The organism is Streptomyces sp. NPDC001135 (assembly GCF_053598395.1).
In genome coordinates this window covers 26,572-47,673 of the sequence record NZ_JBSFKD010000030.1, presented here as the reverse complement: position 1 = coordinate 47,673, position 21,102 = coordinate 26,572, and the positions used below count along the sequence as shown (strand labels likewise).

General features: G+C 72.9%; 17 protein-coding genes and 1 pseudogene. 4 read left to right on the top strand and 14 right to left on the bottom strand.

The features are described from left to right. Nucleotides 1-32: 32 nt before the first annotated feature. The 8 genes from ACWC94_RS30610 to ACWC94_RS30575 form a co-directional block, all read right to left on the bottom strand. Nucleotides 33-1,004, bottom strand: a complete 972-nt coding sequence (locus tag ACWC94_RS30610; RefSeq protein ID WP_450800464.1) for an LLM class F420-dependent oxidoreductase — start codon at nt 1,002-1,004, stop codon at nt 33-35. Between the two features lie 50 nt (nt 1,005-1,054). After that, on the bottom strand, nt 1,055-2,638 hold the full coding sequence (locus tag ACWC94_RS30605; protein WP_450800463.1) for a protein kinase domain-containing protein: 1,584 nt from the start codon (nt 2,636-2,638) through the stop codon (nt 1,055-1,057). 132 nt (nt 2,639-2,770) lie between these two features. Continuing rightward, nucleotides 2,771-3,739, bottom strand: coding sequence for a pyridoxal-phosphate dependent enzyme (locus tag ACWC94_RS30600; RefSeq protein ID WP_450800462.1), 969 nt, complete (start codon nt 3,737-3,739; stop codon nt 2,771-2,773). A gap of 102 nt (nt 3,740-3,841) precedes the next feature. Then, nucleotides 3,842-4,861: a polyprenyl synthetase family protein gene (locus ACWC94_RS30595; protein WP_450800461.1), complete on the bottom strand. Its 1,020-nt coding sequence runs from the start codon at nt 4,859-4,861 to the stop codon at nt 3,842-3,844. Further along, nucleotides 4,858-5,898, bottom strand: coding sequence for a tetratricopeptide repeat protein (locus ACWC94_RS30590; RefSeq protein ID WP_450800460.1), 1,041 nt, complete (start codon nt 5,896-5,898; stop codon nt 4,858-4,860). Before ACWC94_RS30590 ends, ACWC94_RS30595 begins: the two co-directional genes overlap by 4 nt. A gap of 155 nt (nt 5,899-6,053) precedes the next feature. Next, nucleotides 6,054-6,731: an AIM24 family protein gene (locus tag ACWC94_RS30585; RefSeq protein WP_450800459.1), complete on the bottom strand. Its 678-nt coding sequence runs from the start codon at nt 6,729-6,731 to the stop codon at nt 6,054-6,056. Nucleotides 6,732-6,787: 56 nt separating this feature from the next. Beyond that, entirely contained in the window at nt 6,788-8,134 is a 1,347-nt protein-coding gene (locus ACWC94_RS30580) for a CAP domain-containing protein (RefSeq protein WP_450800458.1), read from the bottom strand. A gap of 130 nt (nt 8,135-8,264) precedes the next feature. Continuing rightward, nucleotides 8,265-9,428 (bottom strand): serine hydrolase domain-containing protein, encoded by a 1,164-nt coding sequence (locus tag ACWC94_RS30575; RefSeq protein ID WP_450800456.1) that lies wholly within the window; start codon nt 9,426-9,428, stop codon nt 8,265-8,267. Between the two features lie 319 nt (nt 9,429-9,747). Between ACWC94_RS30575 and ACWC94_RS30570 the strand changes: the two genes are divergently transcribed. The 3 genes and pseudogenes from ACWC94_RS30570 to ACWC94_RS30560 all read left to right on the top strand — a co-directional run bounded on the left by ACWC94_RS30570 (nt 9,748) and on the right by ACWC94_RS30560 (nt 13,540). Continuing rightward, a complete protein-coding gene (locus ACWC94_RS30570) occupies nt 9,748-11,523 on the top strand; it encodes a M4 family metallopeptidase (protein WP_450800455.1) in 1,776 nt (591 codons plus the stop codon). A gap of 259 nt (nt 11,524-11,782) precedes the next feature. Beyond that, a pseudogene (locus ACWC94_RS30565) lies at nt 11,783-12,326 on the top strand (glycosyl hydrolase family 95 catalytic domain-containing protein); the annotation flags it as partial. Then, nucleotides 12,323-13,540 (top strand): SGNH/GDSL hydrolase family protein, encoded by a 1,218-nt coding sequence (locus ACWC94_RS30560; protein ID WP_450800454.1) that lies wholly within the window; start codon nt 12,323-12,325, stop codon nt 13,538-13,540. The pseudogene ACWC94_RS30565 and the gene ACWC94_RS30560, both read left to right, overlap by 4 nt. 70 nt (nt 13,541-13,610) lie before the next feature. Here ACWC94_RS30560 and ACWC94_RS30555 read toward each other — a convergent pair whose 3' ends face one another. The 3 genes from ACWC94_RS30555 to ACWC94_RS30545 are packed head-to-tail and all read right to left on the bottom strand — an operon-like array spanning nt 13,611 to nt 17,128. Next, the gene (locus ACWC94_RS30555; protein ID WP_450800453.1) at nt 13,611-13,964 is read right to left on the bottom strand and encodes a UBP-type zinc finger domain-containing protein; all 354 of its coding nucleotides are present in this window, start codon (nt 13,962-13,964) and stop codon (nt 13,611-13,613) included. After that, complete coding sequence (locus ACWC94_RS30550) at nt 13,961-15,421, bottom strand: ATP-binding protein (RefSeq protein WP_450800452.1); 1,461 nt, start codon at nt 15,419-15,421, stop codon at nt 13,961-13,963. The genes ACWC94_RS30555 and ACWC94_RS30550 overlap by 4 nt, the downstream gene beginning before the upstream one ends. 30 nt (nt 15,422-15,451) lie before the next feature. Beyond that, a complete protein-coding gene (locus tag ACWC94_RS30545; protein WP_450800450.1) occupies nt 15,452-17,128 on the bottom strand; it encodes an FAD-dependent oxidoreductase in 1,677 nt (558 codons plus the stop codon). A gap of 293 nt (nt 17,129-17,421) precedes the next feature. Between ACWC94_RS30545 and ACWC94_RS30540 the strand changes: the two genes are divergently transcribed. After that, nucleotides 17,422-18,288, top strand: coding sequence for a universal stress protein (locus ACWC94_RS30540; RefSeq protein ID WP_450800449.1), 867 nt, complete (start codon nt 17,422-17,424; stop codon nt 18,286-18,288). Nucleotide 18,289: 1 nt separating this feature from the next. On the opposite strand, the gene ACWC94_RS30535 is transcribed toward ACWC94_RS30540, so the two are convergent. From ACWC94_RS30535 to ACWC94_RS30525, 3 genes are all read right to left on the bottom strand, one after another. Beyond that, nucleotides 18,290-19,510, bottom strand: coding sequence for a DUF4032 domain-containing protein (locus ACWC94_RS30535; RefSeq protein ID WP_450800448.1), 1,221 nt, complete (start codon nt 19,508-19,510; stop codon nt 18,290-18,292). 50 nt (nt 19,511-19,560) lie between these two features. After that, on the bottom strand, nt 19,561-20,307 hold the full coding sequence (locus tag ACWC94_RS30530; RefSeq protein ID WP_450800447.1) for an MBL fold metallo-hydrolase: 747 nt from the start codon (nt 20,305-20,307) through the stop codon (nt 19,561-19,563). Between the two features lie 78 nt (nt 20,308-20,385). Further along, complete coding sequence (locus tag ACWC94_RS30525; RefSeq protein WP_450800445.1) at nt 20,386-21,015, bottom strand: alpha-ketoglutarate-dependent dioxygenase AlkB; 630 nt, start codon at nt 21,013-21,015, stop codon at nt 20,386-20,388. Nucleotides 21,016-21,102 lie beyond the last annotated feature (87 nt).

The window sequence follows — 21,102 nt, the reverse complement described above, 5'->3', positions numbered from 1 at the left end:
ACCCGTGGGCGGGTGGCGGCGGCCGCCGGTTGTCAGCCGAAGGCCTCCCGCAGCGCGGGCAGCAGGGTCTTCGCCGACCAGTCCAGGAACTCCGGCTGCGCGTCGCCGCCGATCTGCACGAGCGCGATTTCCCCGAACCCGGCCTCGGCGTAGGGGCGTACGGCCTCCACGAAGGCGTCCGGGTCGTCTCCGCACGGGATCGCGGAGGCGATGTCGTCCTCGTCCACGAACTGGGTCGCGGCCTCGAAGGAGTCCGGGTGCGGCAGTTCGGCGTTCACCTTCCAGCCGAGCCCGAACCAGCGGAACTGGGAGTGGGCGCGCTTGACCGCCGTGTCCCGGTCGGGGTCGTAGCACACCGGCAGCTGGCCGACCCGGGGCTTTCCGCTGCCGCCGTGCCGGTCGAAGGCCTCCAGCAGCCCCGGCTTCGGCTCGGTCGCGATGACCAGGTCGGCGAGGTGCCCGGCGAGCTTGCAGGACTGCTCTCCGGAGACGGCGATGCCGATCGGCGGCGGCTGGTCCGGCAGGTCCCACAGCCGGGCCGACTCCACGTCGTAGTGCGGTCCGTGGTGGGTGACGTGGCCGCCCTCGAACAGCGCGCGGATGATCCCCACGGCCTCTTCGAGCATCTCGTGCCGCACGTCCACCGGCGGCCAGCCGCCGCCCACCACATGCTCGTTCAGGTTCTCGCCCGCGCCCAGCCCGAGCCGGAACCTGCCCTCGGACAGCAGCTGCACGGTGGCCGCCTTCTGCGCCACGATCGCCGGGTGGTAGCGCAGGATGGGGCAGGTCACGTAGGTCATCAGCGGAATCCGCGAGGTGGCCTGGGCGGCGGCGCCCAGCACGCTCCACGCGTACGAGGAGTGGCCCTGCGAGCGCAGCCACGGAAAGTAGTGGTCGGAGATGACCGAGAAGTCGAACCCGGTCTCCTCGGCCCGCACCACGTGGTCCACCAGGTCCCGGGGGCCTGCCTGCTCGGTCATCATCGTGTATCCGATTTGCACCATAAGAGGTGAGTCCCCGGGGTGGCGGCCCGAAAACGGACCACGGGCGCCGGTCAGCCCGCCGGCGTACGGAACGTCCGCAGGAACGTCTTCAGCGCCAGCCGGTTGGCGGTGTCGTCCCAGGTCGCGGCCGGGGTGGTGAAGCGCAGGGAGAAGCCGTCGCCGCCGCCCGTCAGGAAGCCGCGCCCGAAGGTGTGCACCCGCCCGTCCCCCGTACCGGCCAGCCACTCCAGGTCGGCGGCCTCGTGGCCCTGGTACGTGACGGCCCGGACGGCGCCGACGCGGTGGTAGCCGGGCAGCTGCCGCAGATCCGGTTCGACGTCGTCCCGCCAGACGGCGACCGGGTCGTCACCCACGTGCGGGCTGTGGGTGACGGCCAGGGTGGGGGAGGCGCCGTTCCGGCCGAAGGTGATGCGGTAGGCGCCGGCGGCCCGGTTGGTGATCAGCCGTTTCCAGCCGTCGGGCAGGGCCACGGAGAAGCCCTCCGGGGCGGTGTAGGGGCGGTAGCCCGCCGGGAGGGCGGGCGGGCCGCTCGGGGTGGGACTCGCGGAGGGCGTCGCGCTGCCGCCGCCGGTGTGTCCGCCGCCGGTGTGTCCGTCGGCGGGAGCGGCCGAGGCGGAGGGGCGGCCCGGTGCCTGCGCGGTGCCGGTCCCCGGGAGCTGGTGGGTGGCGGCCAGGACGGCGGCGGCGACGGTGAGCACGGCCAGCGCGGTACCCGCCGCCAGGGCCCGTCTGCCGTGCTCCCGCCCGGCGAGGCGCACACCCGCGTACGCGCCGCGCAGCCGGGGGACGGGGACCGGCTGCCGGTCGGCGTCGGCGTCCTCGCCGAGGGTCCGGATCAGGGCCTCGCGGACCACCGGCCGGGTCAGCCGTTCCCGCGAGTTCTTCCGCAGCAGCCCCTGCACGGACTGGGTGAGCGGGCCCGCGCGCAGCGGGGTGCGCAGCGGCAGCCGGTCCACCGCCTTCAGGGTGGCGTCGGGCCGGCCGCGGTCCCGGAACGGCGGCCGGCCCTCCACCATCGTGTACAGGAGCGCGCCCAGCGCCCACAGGTCGGCGGCCGGCCCGATGCGCTCGTCGCGGGCCTGCTCGGGCGAGGCGTACGACGGTGCCGTGAGCCGGGGCACCAGCGTCGCGCCCGCCAGCCCGAACCCGGTGACGACGACGGGGCCGCTGTCCCGTACGAAGACCTGGCCGGGGCTCAGCTCGCCGTGGGTGATCCCCTCGTCGTGCGCGGCCTGGAGGACATCGAGCAGCTCCAGGCCGATCCGGGCCGCCCGCGCCGTGTTGAACGCGCCCTCGCGGTCCAGGAGTTCGGAGAGCGGCGTGCCGTCGATCCATTCGATGACCGTCCACAGGGTGCCGGCCTCCACCACGGCGTCGACGACGGACGCGACCTGGCCGGGGCACAGCAGCCGCATGGTCTCGCAGGTCCGGACGACCCGGGCCGTGACCCGGCGCGCGGTGTCGTCGGCGGAGGGCTCCGGCAGGGCGGTCTGGGCCACCAGCCGGGGCTGCTCCGCCGCCACGTCCTCGGCGTACCACCACAGGCGGTTCGTCTCCCGGGCGAAGACCTCCAGGAGCCGGTAGCGTCCGGCGACCGACTCGTGTGCGGACACGTGCGCCTCGACCATGGTCATCCCTCGCTGGAACCCCTGTTGTGTGTCTCACAGAGGTACGCGGGACGCGCGGGGCTGCGTTCAAGGAATCCGTGACGCGGGTATGTTTCTGTCTTTTGTTCAACTCGTCGGGACGCCGACTCGTTCACGATCTCAGAGCAGTCCGAAACGCTCGGCCCAGCCGATGAGTTCGCGAGGTGTCGTGTTGCCGCCGCACACCACGAGTCCGATCCGGGCGCCGTCGCCGACCCGTGCCAGGACCTCGCGGGCCGCCGGCAGCAGACAGCCGGCGGCCGGCTCGGCCCACACCTTGGCGTGGTCGGCGAGGTCCAGCGAGCCCCGCACGGCGTCCCGGTCGGAGACCACCAGCACCTCCTGGACCAGCGCGGACACATGGTCGTACGTCAGCTGCGACACGGCGGGCGCGCTGAGCGTGGTGACCAGGGACGACAGGGGCACCGGCACCGGCCCGCCCGCCTTCAGCGCCGCGGACACGGCCTCGGCGCCCTCGGTCTCCACGCCCCACACCCGTACGCCGGGGCGCCGGGCGGCGAGTGCGGCCGCGATCCCGGCGATCAGCCCGCCGCCGCCGACGCTGACGACGACGTCCGTCGGTGCGGCGGTGTCCTCGACGTCTTCGGCCAGCTCCAGCCCGACCGTGCCCTGTCCGGCGATCACCACCGGGTCGTCGAACGGGTGGACCAGGGTCAGCCCCTCGTCCCGCAGCCGCGTCACCAGCTCGAAAGCGCTGTCCATGCCGTCGGTCAGCCGCACCGACGCCCCTGCCTGCTGCACGATCCCGAGGGAACGCGCCGGCGCGGTACGGGGCATCACCACGGTCGCCTTCACGTCCAGGGCCGCGGCCATCACGGCGAGGGCGATCCCGTGGTTGCCTCCGCTGACCGCGACCACGCCCGCCGCCCGCTCGGCCTCGCTCAGCGACAGCAGCTTCGCCGTCGCCCCGCGTGCCTTGAACGAACCGGTGCGCTGGAGCAGTTCGAGCTTGGCGGTGACCGGGACGCCGAGCAGCGCGGTCAGGCCCGGGCTCGGTACGGTCGGCGTCCGCACGACATGCCCGGCGATCCGTTCCGCCGCGGCTTCGATCTCCGTGATGCCGATCAAGGTGCCTCACCCTTCCGGCGCGGGGGTGGGGCCGCGCCCCTCGCACCCTGACCCGCGGCGACCGGCGAGGTCAACACGGTTTCAGCATGCCCTCGCCGGGGCTCACAGCTCGCGGTCCGCCAGGCAATCCAGCAGCCGGAACAGGTCCCCGGCGGCCTCGGCCGCCAGCGGCACGCCCGTCAGCAGCGCCCGGGCCGCGTCCGTGTGCGCACGGGCCCCGGCCAGTGTCGCCGTACGGCCGCCCGCCGCCTCGATCAGCACGGCGGCCTCCGCGGCCCGCCCCGGGGTGTCGAGCAGCTCGGCAAGCCCGTGGGCCGCCGGGGAGCCGAGCGCGGCCAGCACCGGATACGTCTTCTTGCGCTCGCGCAGATCGCCGCCGACGGGCTTGCCCGTGACGGCCGGGTCGCCCCAGATGCCGAGCACGTCGTCGACCAGCTGGAAGGCGACGCCGAGGTGCCGTCCGGCCCGGTCCAGCGCGGCCACCGTGGCCTCGGGCGCCCCGCCGAGCGCCGCGCCCAGCGCGGCGGCGCAGCCCAGCAGCGCACCGGTCTTGCCCTCCGCCATGGCCCGGTACTCCTCGGGCGTCACCCGCTCCGGGCCGGTGCAGGGCCGGGCGGCGAACAGCAGGTCGTCCGCCTGCCCGCGCACCAGGTCGGCGAGCGCTCCGGAGAGCAGCCGTACGGCGCCCGCGCCCTGTGGTGCGGCGGCGAGGGTCTCCACCGCCAGCGCGAACAGGGCGTCCCCGGCGAGCACCGCGGGGCCGGTGCCGTACGCCTTCCACACGGCGGGGCGGCGTCGCCGGGTCGCGTCGCCGTCCATGATGTCGTCGTGCAGCAGCGAGAAGGCGTGCACCAGCTCCACCGCGACCGCGGCCGGGATGCCGGCCCGCCCGTCGGCGCCCGCGGCCTCGGCGCCGAGCACCGCCAGCGCCTGCCGGACGCCCTTGCCGCCCGGTGCGGCGGCCGGCGCACCGCCGACCTCGCACCAGCCGAAGGAGTACGCGGCCATCTCGGCCACCCAGGGATGCAGCCGCCCCACCGCCTCCCGCAGCGCCGGCTGCACCACGTCCCGGCAGCGGGCGAGGACGTCGACGGCGGCGGGCGGAGCCTGTACGGCGGTCACCGGGCGACCTCCGCGTCGAGACCGAACTCCTCCTGGGCCCGGGCCACCATCTCCCGGGCGTGCTTCAGCCCGCTCCGCTCCAACGTCCGGGCCAGGTCGGCGAGTTCGGCTGCCGTCTCCGCGCGGTCGCGGCCCAGCCGCGCCAGCGACTTGGCCAGCCCCAGCCGGGCCAGCGCCGCACCGCGCGGCTCGCTCATCGCCCGGAACTCCTCCAGCGCCAGCTCGTACAGGTCCCGCGCCTCGGCGTAACGTTCCGCCCGGTACAGGACGTTGCCGCGCATCTTGTGGTTGTAGGCGAGCGCGCTGGAGAGGTTCATGGCCCGGCAGCCGGCCTCCGCGCGGGACAGCAGCTCCAGCGCCCGCTCGGTGTCCTTGTCGCGCACCGAGAGGATGTCGGCGAGTCCGCGCAGCGCCCAGGCGTGCCCGCGCCGGTCCTCCGCGCGCTCGGCTATCTCCGCCGCCTCCTCGAACAGCGCGTAGGCCCGGTCGTGGTCGCCGGTGTTGCGGTGCATCTGCGCGATGCCCTCCAGGGCCCACACCGTGTGCCGGGCCTCACCGCGTTTGCGGGCCTCGGCCAGCAACTGCTCGTGCAGCCGGCCGACCGCGTCGTAGTCGCCCTGGATGCGCCCGGTCTCCGCGAGACCGGCCAGCGAGTATCCCCGGCAGACGATGTCACCGCCCCGCTCCCCGAGCTCGGCCGCGAGTCCGAGCAGCCGCCAGGCCAGCGGGAAGGCCCCGCGCTGCCGGGCGAGGGTGCCGCCGCTCCACAGCGCCCACGCCATCGCGGCCGTGTCGCCCGCCTCCCGGGCGGCGCGGTAACTCGCCTTCCAGGCCCGGTCGGCGTCCCCCACATGACCGAGCCGCCGGTGCGCCTCGGCGACGGCGAGCCCGCAGCGGGCCGCCTCGGCCGGGCGCCCGGACCGCTCGGCCTCGCGCAGCTTCTCGGTGCCCTCAGCCAGTACATCGACCAGCGAGGAGTTCACGGACAGGGTGGTCAGGGTGCCCTGGTACTCCGGGGCGAAAGCCTTGCCGTACATGCGTACCTTTCTATACACGCAGTGTATACATTGCGTGTATAGCGAGTCGGAAATTCGCCCCGGCCGAAGGACCGGGGCGTGTCGGTCTGTTGTCGATCAAGACGCAGGTGCAGCGCAGGAGGTTGCTCGTGCGGCGCGGGTCACCCTGTGAAGGTTCAGTGTTGCTGGGCCTTCTGCGGGATCAGCTCGCTCGGGCGCACCACGACGAAGCCCTCGCCCTGGAGCATCAGCTGCACGGCCTCGCCGGAGCCGCCGCGCAGCATGGAGCCGATGGACTGGGAGCGGTGCAGCGAGGTCTGCAGCTGCGCCGTCCAGCCGACCACCGCGTCCGTGTCGACGTACACCGGGGACTGCGCGGAGACCGGTATGACCAGCGGATTGCCCTCACAGACCAGACCGAGCCGGCCCTGCCCGGTGAACACGCTGTTGAACAGACCGCCGCCGGCGATGCCCGACCCCTTGACCGTCTTGATCTCGTACGACAACGAAGCGTCGAAACACAGCACGTTACGGCCGTTGACCGTGAACTGGTCGCCGGCCTCGACCTCGACGATGAAACAGTTCTGCGCCTCGTGTGCGAACCAGGCCTCGCCCTGCCCGCGCACGGCCATGAGGGGCAGCCCCTCGCCGGTGACCGCGCGCTTCAGCATGCCGCCGACGCCCTGCCCCTTGCGCTCGAACCTCAGGTCCCCGCGATAGGCGACCATCGCGCCCTGGCGGGCGTACATCTCGCTGTGCACCGCGTACTTGATGCACTTGGCGTTCTCGACGGACATACCCGGCTCCACGGCCGGCTGCACCATGTGCTCACTGGAAAAGAGATCACCCTTCATGCGGGGCATGGTGTCCCGGAGGATGTCGTTCCGCCAAGATCGCGGAACGTGTCCGGTCAGCCACCGAACAGCTGGGCCCAGTAGGTGCCGGCCCGGCCGCCGCCCGCGAAGCCGACGCCCAGGTGGCCGAAGTCCCGCTTGAGGATGTTGGCGCGGTGACCGGGGCTGTTCATCCAGCCGTCCACGACCTCGGCGGGGGAGCGCTGGCCGCAGGCGATGTTCTCGCCGATCGTGCGACTGCGGGAGCCGGCGGCACGGGCCCGGTCCCAGGGCTGGGAGCCGTCGGGACAGGTGTGGTCGTAGAAGTCGCGGGCCACCATGTCCGCGCAGTGCGCCTGGGCGGCGGCCGTGAGCAGCGGGTCCATGGCCAGCGGGGGCAGGCCGGCCCGGCCGCGCTCGGCGTTGGTGAGCGCGACGACCTCGGCCGCCGTGCCCGCCAGCGCGCCCGGGGTGAGGGGAGCGGCCCACAGCGCGGTCCAGTACCGGTCGCCGCTGTCGGCGTGGGCCAGGGCGGCGTGCCGGAAGGCCGGGTCGAGCAGGGTGCGCCGGGAACGCGCCGACCGCAGGCAGTGGTCCACGAACCCGGCCGGGGTGCGCGGGCCGGAGACGAGGTGCTCGCCGACGGTGACGTACGCGTATCCGGCGGCGGTGATCCGCTGGTGCACCGAGACACCGTCCCGCCCCTCGCCGCCGAGCCGTCCGGCGTCCGCCATGGCCCGGGCGTGTGACCGCGCGGCGGAGACGAGGCGCGGATCGAGGGCGACGGCCGGGGAACCGGCCTGCGCGCGGGCCGAGTTGACCAGGTGGAGGAAGTCGTCGGCGGAGCCCTCCGCGTGCCGCGGCGCGCGGGTGCCGGTCATGGCGGGCCGGGCGGTGCGGCCGCGCGCATCCGGTGCGGCGGACGCCGCCGGCCCGCCGTCGTCCGTGACCTGCACCCCGAAGTCCCGCGCGAGCCCGGCCAGCCCGTCCGCGTACCCCTGCCCGATCGCCCGCAGCTTCCATCCGGTACCCGGCCGCACATACAGCTCGGCGAGCAGCAGCACCGTCTCCGGACCGGGGCGCGGCGGCGCGAACCGGGCCACCGTGCGCCCGGCGCCGTCCGTGACCTCGAGCCGGGGAGCGGGCAGTCGCCCGAGCGGTGTACCGGGCTCGGCCGCGCTCACCACCACCGTGACCCGACAGGCGCCACCGCGCAGCCGGCCGGGCTCGACGGCCAGGGTGTCACCGCTCAGCCGGACACCGGGCGCCTGAGCCTGGTTGTAGAACACGAAGTCGGCGTCGGACCCGACTCTTCCGTCCGCCCCGGTGACGAGAGCGGACACGTCGAAGTCTCCGGCCACCCGAAGCCGTACCGTCCCACCGGGCAGCGCCAGATTGCCCCCGGACACCAGCTCGCTCGTCACGCCAGGGACAACGCCCGGCACCTGGCAGATGGTTCCACCCCCGAGCGGGTGCGGGGCCGTACCGGCATGCGGCTCCGCCGCGCGGGCGCGAACCAGCCCGAGCGCACCCGCACCCGGCAGCGAGCGCCCCCTACCCCCTGGCCGCCCCACCCCCGCAGAACCCGGCTTCCAGAGCCGCCGCCAACGCGTCCGACACCTTCCCGTTGTTGGAGGTGTTGGCGACAGCCGTAACCCTCCGCGAACCGTCCTCCGTGGCGAAGGCATAGGTGTAGTACCCCTGCACCACCCCCGTGTGCCCGTACACCGACACCCCGCACGACAGATCACGCCGCCGCAGCCCCAGCCCGTACGCCGTCGTACCGTCGACCGGTGTGAACCGCTCCATCTCGCCGAGCCGCGCGGCGGACAGCAGCCGGCCGCCGAGCAGCGCACCGTAGAAGACGTCGAGATCCCGCGCGCTGGAGATGATCGCCCCGGCGCTCTGCGCCCACGACACCGTCTGGTCGGTGGCGTCGACCAACGGCTCACCGCCCCGGTCCGGGGTGAGGTATCCCCGCGCGTACCGGCCCGGAATGGCGGTCGAGGGATGGACGTAGAACGTGTCCCGCAGCTGCAGCGGCTTGAAGATGCGGTTCTCGTACTCGGTCCGCACGGAGTGCCCGGTGAGCTTCTCGATGAGCATGCCCGCCACGACGAAGTTGGTGTTGGAGTAGGAGTACGCGGCGCCGGGCTCGTTGGTGAGCGGCTTCTTCAGGGAGAGGCCGACCAGCTGGCGATAGGTGAAGACCTTGTTCCGCACCGCCTCGAAGCCGGACACGCTGTCGGCGAACAGGTCGTTGGTGTAGTCGTAGAGGCCGCTGCGGTGGCTCAGCACGTCGCGGACCGTGATCCGGTCGTCCGGCAGCAGCGCGGGCAGGTAGCGGTTGACCGGCGCGTCGAGCGCCAGCCGGTCCTCGTCGGCGAGCTGCAGCAGGACGACGGCCGAGAAGGTCTTGGTGACGCTGCCGACGCGGAAACGGTCGTCGGCGGTGAGGGCCCGCCGGGTGCTCCGGTCGGCGACTCCGCGCGCCACCTCGTACGCCCGGCCCGGGTCGTCGATCCGGGCCAGCGCACCCGGCGCCCCCCGGTCCACCGCCGACCGCAGCGCCGCGGCGACCGCGACGGTGTCGGGAGCCGGGAGCGCCGCTGCCGACGGGGTGTCCGCCTCCGTGGTCGCGGCTCGCGCCGGGACCGTCAGGAGCGACAGCGCGACCGCCCCGAGGAGTACGCCCCGCCCCACCGTTGCTGAGACCATCCGGCACCCTCTTTCAGCGATACGAATCCACACGGCGCTTGATGCGACTTCGGTCACATTCCGGCCCTGGAACCTAGGGGATGGGGACGACGTCTCCACAGCCGACACACAGTTGGTCAGCTCCTGATCACTCTGTGGCGTGCATTTGTAAAGGATTGCCCTAGAAGGTCGCGAAATCGATCATTCCGCCTTTACGTGCACATGACTGATCCGCAAGGGTTGCGCCTCGGGGCCCGACCAGCCCCCGTGACGCCCAACCACGTCGCGCAGCAAGGCGGTTGGTGATCCCGGCTGCCTTCGAACGAAGGAACCCTGATCAGTGCGTAGACCGCACATACGCAGCGTCGCCGTCGCCATCGCGGTGACCACCGCTGCCACGGGCCTGGCCGGTACGGCCTTCGCGGGTCCCTCCACGGGTGCGGAGCGGTCCACCGCCTCCGCCGCCACGAACGCCACGGCGGTGGTGGAGGCGGCGCGCACCGCGGCCTTCGCCCACGCCTCGGCGACCGGCGTCTCCCAGGGCGACGAACTGCACGCCCAGGACGTGATGATCGACCCCGAGGGCGCCCGGCACGTCCGGTTCGTCCGCACGCACGACGGCATGCCCGTGCTCGGCGGTGACCTCATCGTCCACCTCGACCACCAGCTGGCCTACGACGGCGTGACCCGCGCGGCCGGACACGCCGTCAAGCCGGCCACCACGCAGGCCAAGCTGACCGCGGACCAGGCCGCCGCCAAGGCCGCCCAGGCCGCCCAGGGCGACGCGGGCACCCCCGAGCTCGTCGTCGACGCCCGCGACGGCGCTTCCGCCCTGGCCTACCAGGTGACCGTGACCGGCCAGGACGGCTCCAACACCGTCGTCGTCGACGCCGTCACCGGCAAGGTGCGCAGCAACACGCCCGACAGTGACGAGTTCCTGTCGCCGAAGCTGCTCGACAGCCTGCGCAAGCACGGTGAGACCGCCGACCCGGCCACCGGCTCCGCCACCGGCGAGGCCGGCCTGCTCGGCTCCGGTGTCTCCGGCGCCACGCGCTACCCGTCGGCTGCCAACGGCACCGGCAAGACCCTCTTCGTGGGCAGCGTCGGCCTGACCACCACGCAGACCTCGCGCGGTCACTACCAGCTCAAGGACCCGAACCGGTACGGCACCGAGACGCGCGACGCCAAGGGCTCGACCACGGAGAAGTTCAGCTCGGGCGCGAAGTTCACCGGCACGACCAACGTGTGGGGCAACGGCACGACCGCCAACCGTGCCAGCGCCGCCGCGGACGCCCAGTACGGCATCACCAAGACGCTGGACTTCTACAAGTCCACCTTCGGGCGCAAGGGCATAGCCAACAACAGCAAGGCCGCCCAGGGCATGGTCCACTGGGGCAACAAGGTCGCGAACGCCTTCTGGGACCCGACCTGCAACTGCATGCTCTACGGTGACGGCGACGGCCGGATGTTCAAGAAGCCGCTCGTCGTCCTCGACGTCACCGGTCACGAGCTGACCCACGGCGTGGTGGACGCCACCGCCAAGCTGGAGCCGACCCGCGTCGACGCCGACGGCAACCAGTTCGGTGAGCCCGGCGCGCTGAACGAGTCCCTCGCGGACATCTTCGGCTCCAACGTCGAGTTCTACGCCAAGAACGCCAAGGACACCCCGGACTACCTGATCGGCGAGAAGCTGGGCCTCGCGCAGAAGTTCCTGCGCCGCCTCGACCACCCCTCGCTCGACAAGCTCGAGGGCACGATCGACTACTGGTCGCCGAACGTGTACGACGCCGAGGTGCACGCCGGTTCCGGTGTCTCCTCGCACGCCTACTACCTCCTCGCCGAGGGCAGCGGCAAGAAGACGATCAACGGCGTCAACTACGACTCGCCGACCTACCACCACGCCACGGTCAAGGGCATCGGCCGCACCAAGGCCACCGCCATCTTCTACCGGGCGCTCACCCGCTACATGGTCTCCACGACCGACTTCCACGACGCGCGCATCGCGACGCTGAAGGCGGCCAAGGACCTGTACGGGGCGAACAGCACCGAGTACAAGACGGTGGACAAGGCGTGGGCCGCGGTCAACGTCACCGCCGCCAACACGCCGTCCCACTGACGGACAGCCGCACCACCGGATGCCCCGCCCCGCGCGGGGCATCCGCATGTCGGGGCCGGCGCGGATCACCCCAACCGGCTCCGCAACAGCCCCGTTTCTTATACTGACAGCGGAAAACAGCGGCCCTGCGTTCCCGGCCATGCGCTCGACCCCGCACGCCGAGACGAGCTGATCGCCGTCCTGACCGACCTGCGCTGACCGGATCCGTCTCGCCCGCCACGCCCCCTGCCGGACCGGGCCCCGGGCACCGTCCTATGCTGAGGAGCTGATGCGGGCGTTGGTGAGTCCGAAGACCGGCCGACTGGAGGAGTGAATGTCCCCGGACGACCTCGGCGAGATCACCCACCGTCACCTCTCCCCGCTCGTCGGACACTTCCCCGGCGACCGCATCCGCCCCGACGGCTCCACCCCCGACGACACCGTCACCGGCGCCACCGGCCCGCTCACCGCCCGCGGCATGGACAGCTCCGGCTGGGCCCGGCTGAAGAACGCCGGCCAGGCCCACCAGCTCGTCGTGAACAACCTGCGCCCCCGCGAGAACGGCAGCGACGGCACGGCCCCCCACCCCTTCGACGTCCACCAGGCCGGGCAGGGCCGCGGCATCCTCCAGATCGACGCCGACCTCGGTACCCCGGCCGCCGTGGCCGCGATGCCGCGGTACTCCCGACCGGGACGGGAAACCCACCGAGGTGCGCATCCGCGGCGTCGGCGGGACCATGACCTCCGTGGGATACGCAGGCATGTCCCGGACGGTCCGTATGCGACCCGGCGGATCCGTCACGCTCCGGGACCTCGCCCGGTGACCGGCCGGCTCGGACGCGTCTGCCGCGTCGCCGCCGCGCTGCTCACGGCCGCCTCCTGCCAGTCCGCGCCCGCCCGGGCGGCCACCCCGCCGCCGTCCACCGAACGGGCCTCCGGCGTCGTCACCTGGGCGGCGAGCGCCGACCGCATGGGCGAGGGCACCGCCGGCCAGGGGTACCGGCTGATCGTGCACACCAGCGTCGGCGGGACCGGCCTGCGGGTCCGCGTCACCAACGCCTTCGGCGACCGGCCGCTGACCCTGGACAGCGCCTACGCGGGCCTGCGCGGCCAGGGTGCCGCACTGCGCCCCGGCAGCAACCGGCGGCTCACCTTCGGCGGTGCCCGCACGGTCACCGTGCCCGCGGGCACCGTCGCCTGGAGCGACCCGCTGCCCGGCAGCTGGCCGGCCGGCAGCGACCTGGCCGTCAGCCTGCACACCCCGGACGCGGCCGGCCCCGCGACCGGCCACTGGATGGCGCTGCAGACCTCGTACACCGGCCCGGGCGACCACACCGCCGAGGACAGCGCCCGCGCCTGGGGGCAGACCACCGGCTCCTGGTGGTACCTCGACGCGGTGTCCGTACGGCCGTCCCGCGCGGCCACCGGGGCCGTCGTCGCGCTCGGCGACTCCCTCACCGACGGCTGGGCGTCCACCAGCGACGCGAACCACCGCTGGCCCGACTACCTCGCCCGGCGCCTGAACACCGCCCACGCCCCCGTCCAGGGCGTCGCCGACGAGGGCATCTCGGGCAACAAGGTGCTCGCGGACGGCGCCGGACAGAGCGCCCTGAACCGGCTGGACCGGGACGTGCTGTCCCTGCCCGGCGTCCGTACCGTCTTCCTCTTCGAGGGGGTCAACGACATCAAGGCGCACACCGGCGTCACCGCGCAGGACCTGATCGCCGGGTACCGGCAGATCGCCCAGCGGGTGCACGCGGCGGGGAAGTGCGTGGTCGCCGCCACGGTCGGCCCGTTCGAGGGCTGGCCCGAATGGGACCCGGCCGCCGATGCCGTACGCCGGGAGGTGAACCGCCGCCTCCGCACCGGCGGGGACTTCGACGCGGTGACCGACTTCGACCGGACCCTGCGCAGCCCCTACGACTCCGCGCGGCTGCTGCCGCTCCTCGACGGCGGCGACCACCTCCACCCCAACGACAAGGGCATGCACGCGCTGGCCGACACCGTCGACCCCGGCAACCTCGACTGCACCCGCTGATGAACGGCTCCTCGCGGGGGTGTCACGGCGACCACTGGTCCGACCTGAAGGGGCGCGGGGAACCGAGGCACTAACCCCGCAACGTCTCCGCCCAGTTCACCGGCACCCGCCCGGCAGGACCCGGCACCGGCTGGTCGGCGGGATGACTGACGGGGGGCGCCAGTTCAGGCCCCGCGGCGTACAACTCGTCGGTCGCGTAGTTCCAGAACCACTCCTCACCCGGCTCGAAACTCCGGATCACCGGGTGCTTGGTGGCGTGGTAGTGCGCGGTGGCGTGCTTCGCGGGGGAGTCGTCGCAGCAGCCGATGTGCCCGCACTGCGCGCACCGCCGCAGATGGAACCACCAGCCCCCGGCCTCCTCGCACTCCACGCATCCCGGACCGCTCGGCGGGACACCCGGGTCGACTCCGTCGACAGTGCTCATACGGCTTCCTCCACTTCCTCCGCCGGCGTCTCGGCGGTCAGCGGCAGCAGCACCTGGAAGCGGGTGTCGCCGGGCACCGACTCCACCCGCAGGGTGCCGTGGTGCTTGTTGACGACGATCCGCCAGGAGATGTCCAGGCCGAGTCCGGTGCCCTCGCCGACCGGCTTCGTGGTGAAGAACGGGTCGAAGATCCGGTCCTTGATCTCGGGCGGGACACCGGGCCCGGTGTCCCGGAACTCCACCAGCAGCCGCTCGTGGTCGAGCGCGGTCCGCACGGTCAGGGTGCCCGTGCCGCCCGCGCCGTTCATCGCCGACACCGCGTTGTCGATCAGGTTCGTCCACACCTGGTTCAGCTCCGCCGGATACGCGGGCACGGCGGGGAGGGTGCGGTCGTACTCCTTGACGACCTCGATACCGGCGCCGATCTTGCCCGACAGCATCAGCAGGGTGCTTTCGAGGAGTTCGTGCACGTCCACCACGCGGTAGGGCGCACGGTCCAGCTGCGAGTACTGCTTGGCCGCGTCGACGAGATGCGAGATACGGGTGGTGGAGTCCTCGATCTCGGTCATCAACAGCTCGGTCTCGATGGTGTAGTTGAGCCAGCCCACCGCGCCCGGCAGGATCTCCTCGTCCACCGTCGCCGCGACCTGCTCCAGCCAGTCGACGTCGAGTCCGGCCTGCACGAAGGTGGGTGCCAGCTGCCAGCCGTGGTCGATCCCGTGGTCCTCCAGCCAGTCCGTGAGCGTGTCCTCCCGGTCGCTGGCCTCCAGCGGGCTGAGCACGGGCGCCTTCGCGACCCGCTCCGCGGTGCGCTCCTGGATCTCGATCAGGCTCGCCAACGCGTCACGGGAGAAGGGCCCTTCAGCGATCACCGCGAGTTTGTGCCGCATCTTCGCGACCCGCTCGCGCAGGGTGGCGGTGGCCCGGACCGCTGCTGCCGCGGGGTTGTTCAGCTCGTGCGTGAGCCCCGCCGACAGCGAGCCGAGCGCCAGCAGCCGCTCCCGCTGCCCGATCGCCGCCTGGGTGTTCTTCGACCCGAAGAACAGACCCTCCAGCAGGTGCGTGGCCATGGGGAACCACTCGGTCATGACATCCGCGAAGATGTCCGCCGGCAGTACGAAGAACCGTGTCGGCTCCGTCACCCGCATCGAGTTGTTGTAGACCTGCCGCACCCGGTCGCCAAGGTAGGCCTGCATCGCGCCCGCGTACACGCCGCGCTGCGAGGTGCGGGTGACCTCCACGTCGTCGCCGGCGACCCGGCGCGACAGCACCACGGTGCCCTCGACCATCACGAAGAAGCAGGTGGCGGGGTCGCCCTCGGTGTACACCGGGCCCGGCTCGAACAGCTCCACCCGTCCTTCGCTGCACAAACGCCCGAGCTGCTCGGGGTTCAGCTTCTCGAAGAGGAAGAGCGAGCTGATCTCCCGCGGGCTGCACGGCATGATCCGACCGCTCATGGCTGCTCCCCGCTCATGACGTCTCCCCGTTCATGACTGCTCCAGATACCGGTGGACGAGCATCACGGCCATGGCTCCCTCGCCCACGGCGGACGCGACACGCTTGGCGGACTCGGCGCGCGCGTCGCCCGCCACGAACACCCCGGGGACACTCGTCTCCAGGTGGTATGGCGCCCGGTCCAGCTCCCAGCCGGCCGGCGCCCGCCCGTCGGCGGTCAGGTCGGGCCCGGCCAGGATGAACCCGCGCTCGTCGCGCAGCACCGCGTCCCCGAGCCAGTCGGTCAGCGGCGCGGCACCGATGAACACGAACACCCACTGCGCTTCGACCCGTTCGCTCTCCCCGGACACGGTGTGACGCAGCGTCAGCTGCTCCAGGTGGTCCGTGCCGTGCGCCGCGTCCACGACCGTGTGCGGGCGCACCGAGATGTTCGGCGCCTCGTCGATCTGCTGGATCAGGTAGTGCGACATCGAGGCCGACAGGTCGGGGCCGCGCACCAGCAGCGTCACCGACTTCGCGCCCCGCGACAGGTACATCGCGGCCTGGCCCGCCGAGTTGGCGCCGCCGACGACGTAGATGTCCTGTCCCTGGCAGGAGGCCGCCTCGGTCAGCGCGGAGCCGTAGAACACCCCGCAGCCGGTCAGGTCGGCGCAGCCGGCGGCCTCCAGCTGCCGGTACTGCACGCCGGTCGCGAGGATCACGCTGTGCGCGGCGATCGCCGAGCCGTCCGCGAACCGTACGACCCGGGCGGCACCGTTCACCTCCAGAGCCGTCACCTCACGGGCGGTGAGTATCTCGGCGCCGAACTTGGCCGCCTGCCGCCGCGCCCGGTCGGTGAGCTGGGCACCGGAGACCCCGTCGGGGAAACCCAGGTAGTTCTCGATCCGGGAGCTCTGCCCGGCCTGCCCGCCGGTCGCCGACCGCTCCACCAGTACGGTCCGAAGCCCTTCGGACGCCCCGTAGACGGCCGCGCCGAGCCCGGCGGGCCCGCCGCCGATCACGATGAGGTCGTAGAAGTCGGCCGTCGGGGTCGTCGCCAGGCCGACCCGCGCCGCCAGTTCGGGTGCCTCGGGCTCGACCAGCGCGGTGCCGTCCGGTGTGATCACCAGCGGCAGCCGCTGCCCGTCCTGCCCGGCCGCCGCCAGCAGCCGCTGCCCCTCGGGGTCGTCCACCGAGTACCAGCGGTAGGGCACCTGGTTGCGGGCCAGGAACTCGCGCACGTCCGAGGACCGCGCCGACCAGCGGTGCCCGACGACCTTGGTGCTGGGCACGGGCCGGTAGGCGCTGGTGCGCCAGGCCTGGAGCAGGTCGTCCAGGACCGGGTAGAGCTTCTCCTCCGGCGGGTCCCAGGGCTTGAGCAGATAGTGGTCCAGGTCGACCACGTTGATCGCGTCGATCGCCGCGTTGGTGTCCGCGTACGCGGTCAGCAGCACCCGCCGCGCCCCCGGATAGACGTCGAGCGCCTGCTCCAGGAACTCGATGCCGTTCATCTGCGGCATGCGGTAGTCGGCCAGGATCACGGCCACCAGGTCCCCGCGCAGCTTCAGCTCGCGCAGCGCCTCGAGCGCGGACCGACCGGACTCCGCGCGCACGATCCGGTACGACTCGCCGTAGCGCCGCCGCAGGTCGCGGGCGACGGCGCGGGAGACTCCCGGGTCGTCGTCCACGGTCAGGATGACGGTCCGCGTTGCGTCCGCGGCCTGTGCCATACGTCTCCCACCCCGAGCGTTGGTTCCACGGGCCGGTGGCGTGGAGTGCACCGCACCGGTTCCCAGCCATCGTATGTTCGATCGCCCCGGTCCGCCCTGGGATACGGCAGGTCCGCGATCAGCCCGCGCGCCGCTGACCGAGCGGGCGGAACGCATGGCGCCCCGGGGTCCGCGAGCGTGGTCCACGGCTGCTCGCCGACGGCTCGGGGGAGAGACCAGGTGCCCGTGCGCGCCGGTGCCCGATAGTGGGCAGCAGCACCACGAGGGAGCGGCGAGGACGAGGAGGCCCACGCATGACACGCCCGATCACGGCTGGGGTGGACGGTACGGAGGAGAGCCTGGCCGCGCTGGACTGGGCCGGCCGGGAGGCCGTACGCCGGGGGCTGTCCCTGCGCGTGGTGCACGCCTGGCGCTACGCCGAGACGCTCGCCACCGCCGACCGGGACACCCAGCACGGATGGGTCTCGGAGGGCGTGACGCAGGCCGTGCGCGCCGTCTCCGGGCGGCACCCGGACCTCCGGGTGAGCGTGGACGTCGTCGAGGGCGAGCCCGCGCACGCGCTGGCCGGCGTGGGGGCGGAGGCCGAGATGCTGGTGCTGGGCTCGGGCGGGCACGGGCCCGTGCTCGGGTTCCTGCTGGGCTCGGTCGGCCAGCAGGTGATCGCCGAGGCGACCCGTCCGGTGGTCCTGGTGCGCGCCGGGGACCAGCCGACGGCCGAGGCCGCCGGGCGGGACGTCGTCGTCGGCCAGCACGGCGACCCCGAGGACAGCGCGGCCACACTGCGGTTCGCCTTCGAGACGGCGGCCGCCCGCGGCGCGACCGTGCGGGCCGTACGGGCGTGGACGCTGCCCCCGGTCTTCGCCTACAGCCCCGGCTCGCTCAGGCTCCTCGACGACGCGGGCGGTCTGGAGCCCTACGAGAGGGAGGCCCTGGCCGAGGCGCTGCGGCCGTGGCGGCAGCGGTTCCCCGACGTCCCCGTCGCCGAGCACGTCGAGATGGGCAGCGCGGGCCAGGTGCTGCTGGCGGCGGCCGGCCGGGCCCAGCTGATGGTCGTCGGGCGCCGGTCGCACCGTACGGCCGTGGGCGCCCGGATCGGCTCGGTCGCGCACGGGATGCTGCACCACGCCGACTGCCCGGTGGCCGTCGTCCCGCACGGCTGAGCTACTCCAGGGCGGCCCGTGCCTTGGGCAGGACGTTCTCGATGTAGTCCGCGACGGCGGTGTCGAGGCCTATGTCGTGCTGGGCGTGCTCGGACAGGTACCAGCGGTGTTCGAGGAGTTCGTGGTAGATCTCGGCGGGGTCCATGGAGCCGCGCAGCCGAGGTGGCACGGCCCGCACGGTGGGCCGGAACACGTCCCGCACCCAGCGGTGGGCGAGCACCTCCGGGCGGGCGGCGAGGGGGTCGCCGGGCGTGTGGTCCTCCTGCGTGGCCATCCAGCTCTCCAGGTCGTTCAGCAGCCGCCGCGCCTGGTTCTCCTCGGCGTCCAGGCCGGTCAGCCGCAGCAGCTGGCGCTGGTGGTGGCCGGCGTCGACGACTTTCGGCACGAAGGTGACCGCGTCGCCGTTCGGGGAGTGCTCGATCTGCATCTCGGCCACGTCGAAGCCGAGGTCGTTCAGGCGGCGGATCCGGCGTTCGATGTAGTGGTACTTGCCCGCCGGGTACACCGAGGTGCGGGTCAGCTCCTGCCACAGACCCTGGTAGCGGGTGCAGATCTCGTGCCCGAACTCCACCGGGTCGACGGACGGGTGCAGCGCCCCGGACGCCTCCAGGTCGAGCAGCTCGCCGCTGATGTTCACCCGGGCCAGATCGAGGTCGTACTCCCGCTGCCCGGGGCTCAGCCGGGGGTGCAGGTCGCCGGTCTCGGCGTCGACCAGATAAGCGGCGTAGGCGCCCGCGTCGCGCCGGAAGAGGGTGTTGGACAGCGAGCAGTCGCCCCAGGCGAACCCGGCCAGGTGGAGGCGGACCAGCAGCACGGCGAGGGCGTCCATCAGACGGTGCATGGTCGCCGGGCGCATGGTCGTCTCGAACATCGAGCGGTAGGGCATCGAGCCGCGCAGGTGCCGGGTGATCAGGACCGGTTCCAGCGGGGAACCGGCGCGATCGGTTCGGCCGGTGACCACCGCGAGGGGGTCGACGGCGGGGATGCCGAGCCGGTCGAGGTCGCGCAGCAGCTGGTACTCGCGCAGCGCGGGCCGTTCGGCCAGCTCCTTGACGGCGACCACCTCGTCCCCGGCGTGCGCGTACCGCACCACGTGCCGGGAGATGCCCCTCGGCAGCGGCACGAGGTACTCCTCGGGCCACTCCTCCAGGGGCACGTCCCAGGGCAGGGCGAGCAGGAGCGCGGGGTGCTCCGGGTTCGTGGCGTTGATCTGCAAGGCCATGGCACGAACCCTAAGGCCGCGCCCGGGTGTTCCAGGAGCCCCGGTGTGTTCTAGGCGGCCCGCTCCCGGGCCAGCTCGGCCGCGGCACGCACCGAGCCCCGGTGCACCGGCCCGTGTCCCGGCAGCAGGGTGTCGCCGTCGAGCGCGCCGATCAGCTCCAGGGAGGCCACGACCCCGGGACGCTCGTGGTGGAAGAAGTCGTGCAGGATCTGCGGGCCCTTGACCCGCGAGGTCGCGTGCCCGCTGACCAGTGCGTCCCCGGAGATGACGATCCCCGCCCGGGGCAGGTGGTAGACGCAGTGGCCGTCGGTGTGACCGGGGGTGTGCACGGGGACGGGGCGGCCGGGCAGGTCCAGCGGGCCCTCGTCCGGGAACGGCTCGGGCGCGGTGACGGGGTTGTGGTCGGTGCCGCCCGCGCGGATCACGTGCACCGCCCAGGGCACGACACCCGGCCGCCAGGCGTTGCGCACCACGTCACCGATGGTGGCCTGCTGGAGGAAGTCCCGCCGGGCGTGCGGGACTTCGGCGGGGTGCAGATAGACCGGGGTGCCGTGGGTGGCGCGCAGGTACTCGGCCGAGCCCAGGTGGTCGTTGTGCGCGTGGGTGATCAGCACGGCGGCCACCGCCTCCGGTGAACTGCCCACTTCGGCGAGGGATTCCAGCAGCCCCTGCCGGTCCCCGGGGTACCCGGTGTCCACCAGTGTGACGGCGTCCCCGTCCTTGAGGATGACCCAGTTGACGTTGTTGCCGTGCACCAGATAGGTGCCGTCGGCGACGTGGTGTACCTCTGCCCGCATGATCTCCCCGAGCCCTGTGCGGCCGATCGTCGGGGACAGCCAACCAGATGTGGCGGTGCCCCGCACCCGTGGGTCGCGTCAGTGCACGCCGTGCGGCCGGAACTGGATGCTGATCCGCGGCCCTGCGGCCCTGGTCGTCTTCGGTACGCAGTGTTCCCAGGTCCGCTGGCAGGAGCCGCCCATCACGATCAGGTCGCCGTGGCCGAGCGGCCGCCGCAGCGTCGTACCGCCTCCTCCCGCCGGGCGCAGCAGCAGGTCCCGGGGTGTGCCGACGGACAGGATCGCCACCATCGTGTCCTCGCGGGCACCCCGCCCGATCCGGTCCCCGTGCCAGGCCACGCTGTCCCGGCCGTCGCGGTAGAAGCACAGCCCGGCGGTGGTGAACGGCTCGCCCAGCTCCTCGGCGTAGTGCCGGGACAGGGCGTCGCGTGCCTCGGCGAGCACGGGGTGGGGGAGCGGGTCGCGTGCCCCGTAGAAGGCGAGCAGGCGCGGTACGGCCACCACGTTGTCGTACATCTTCCGGCGCTCCGCGCGCCACGGGACGTCCGCCGCCAGCTTCTCGAACAGGGCGTCGGCGCCGCTCAGCCAGCCGGGCAGCACGTCGATCCAGGCGCCGGCGCCCAGCTCGGTCCGGTGCAGCCCTTCGAGGGTGCCGAGCCGCAGCTCGTCGGTCTGGTCGAAGAGGGAGCCCTGCAGGTGCGTGGACATGAGCCCAGAGTACTCCTGAATCGAAAACGTGTTCCCATGGGATCACCGTGCGAGGCCTTTCGATACATCGGTGTATCGGATACATTC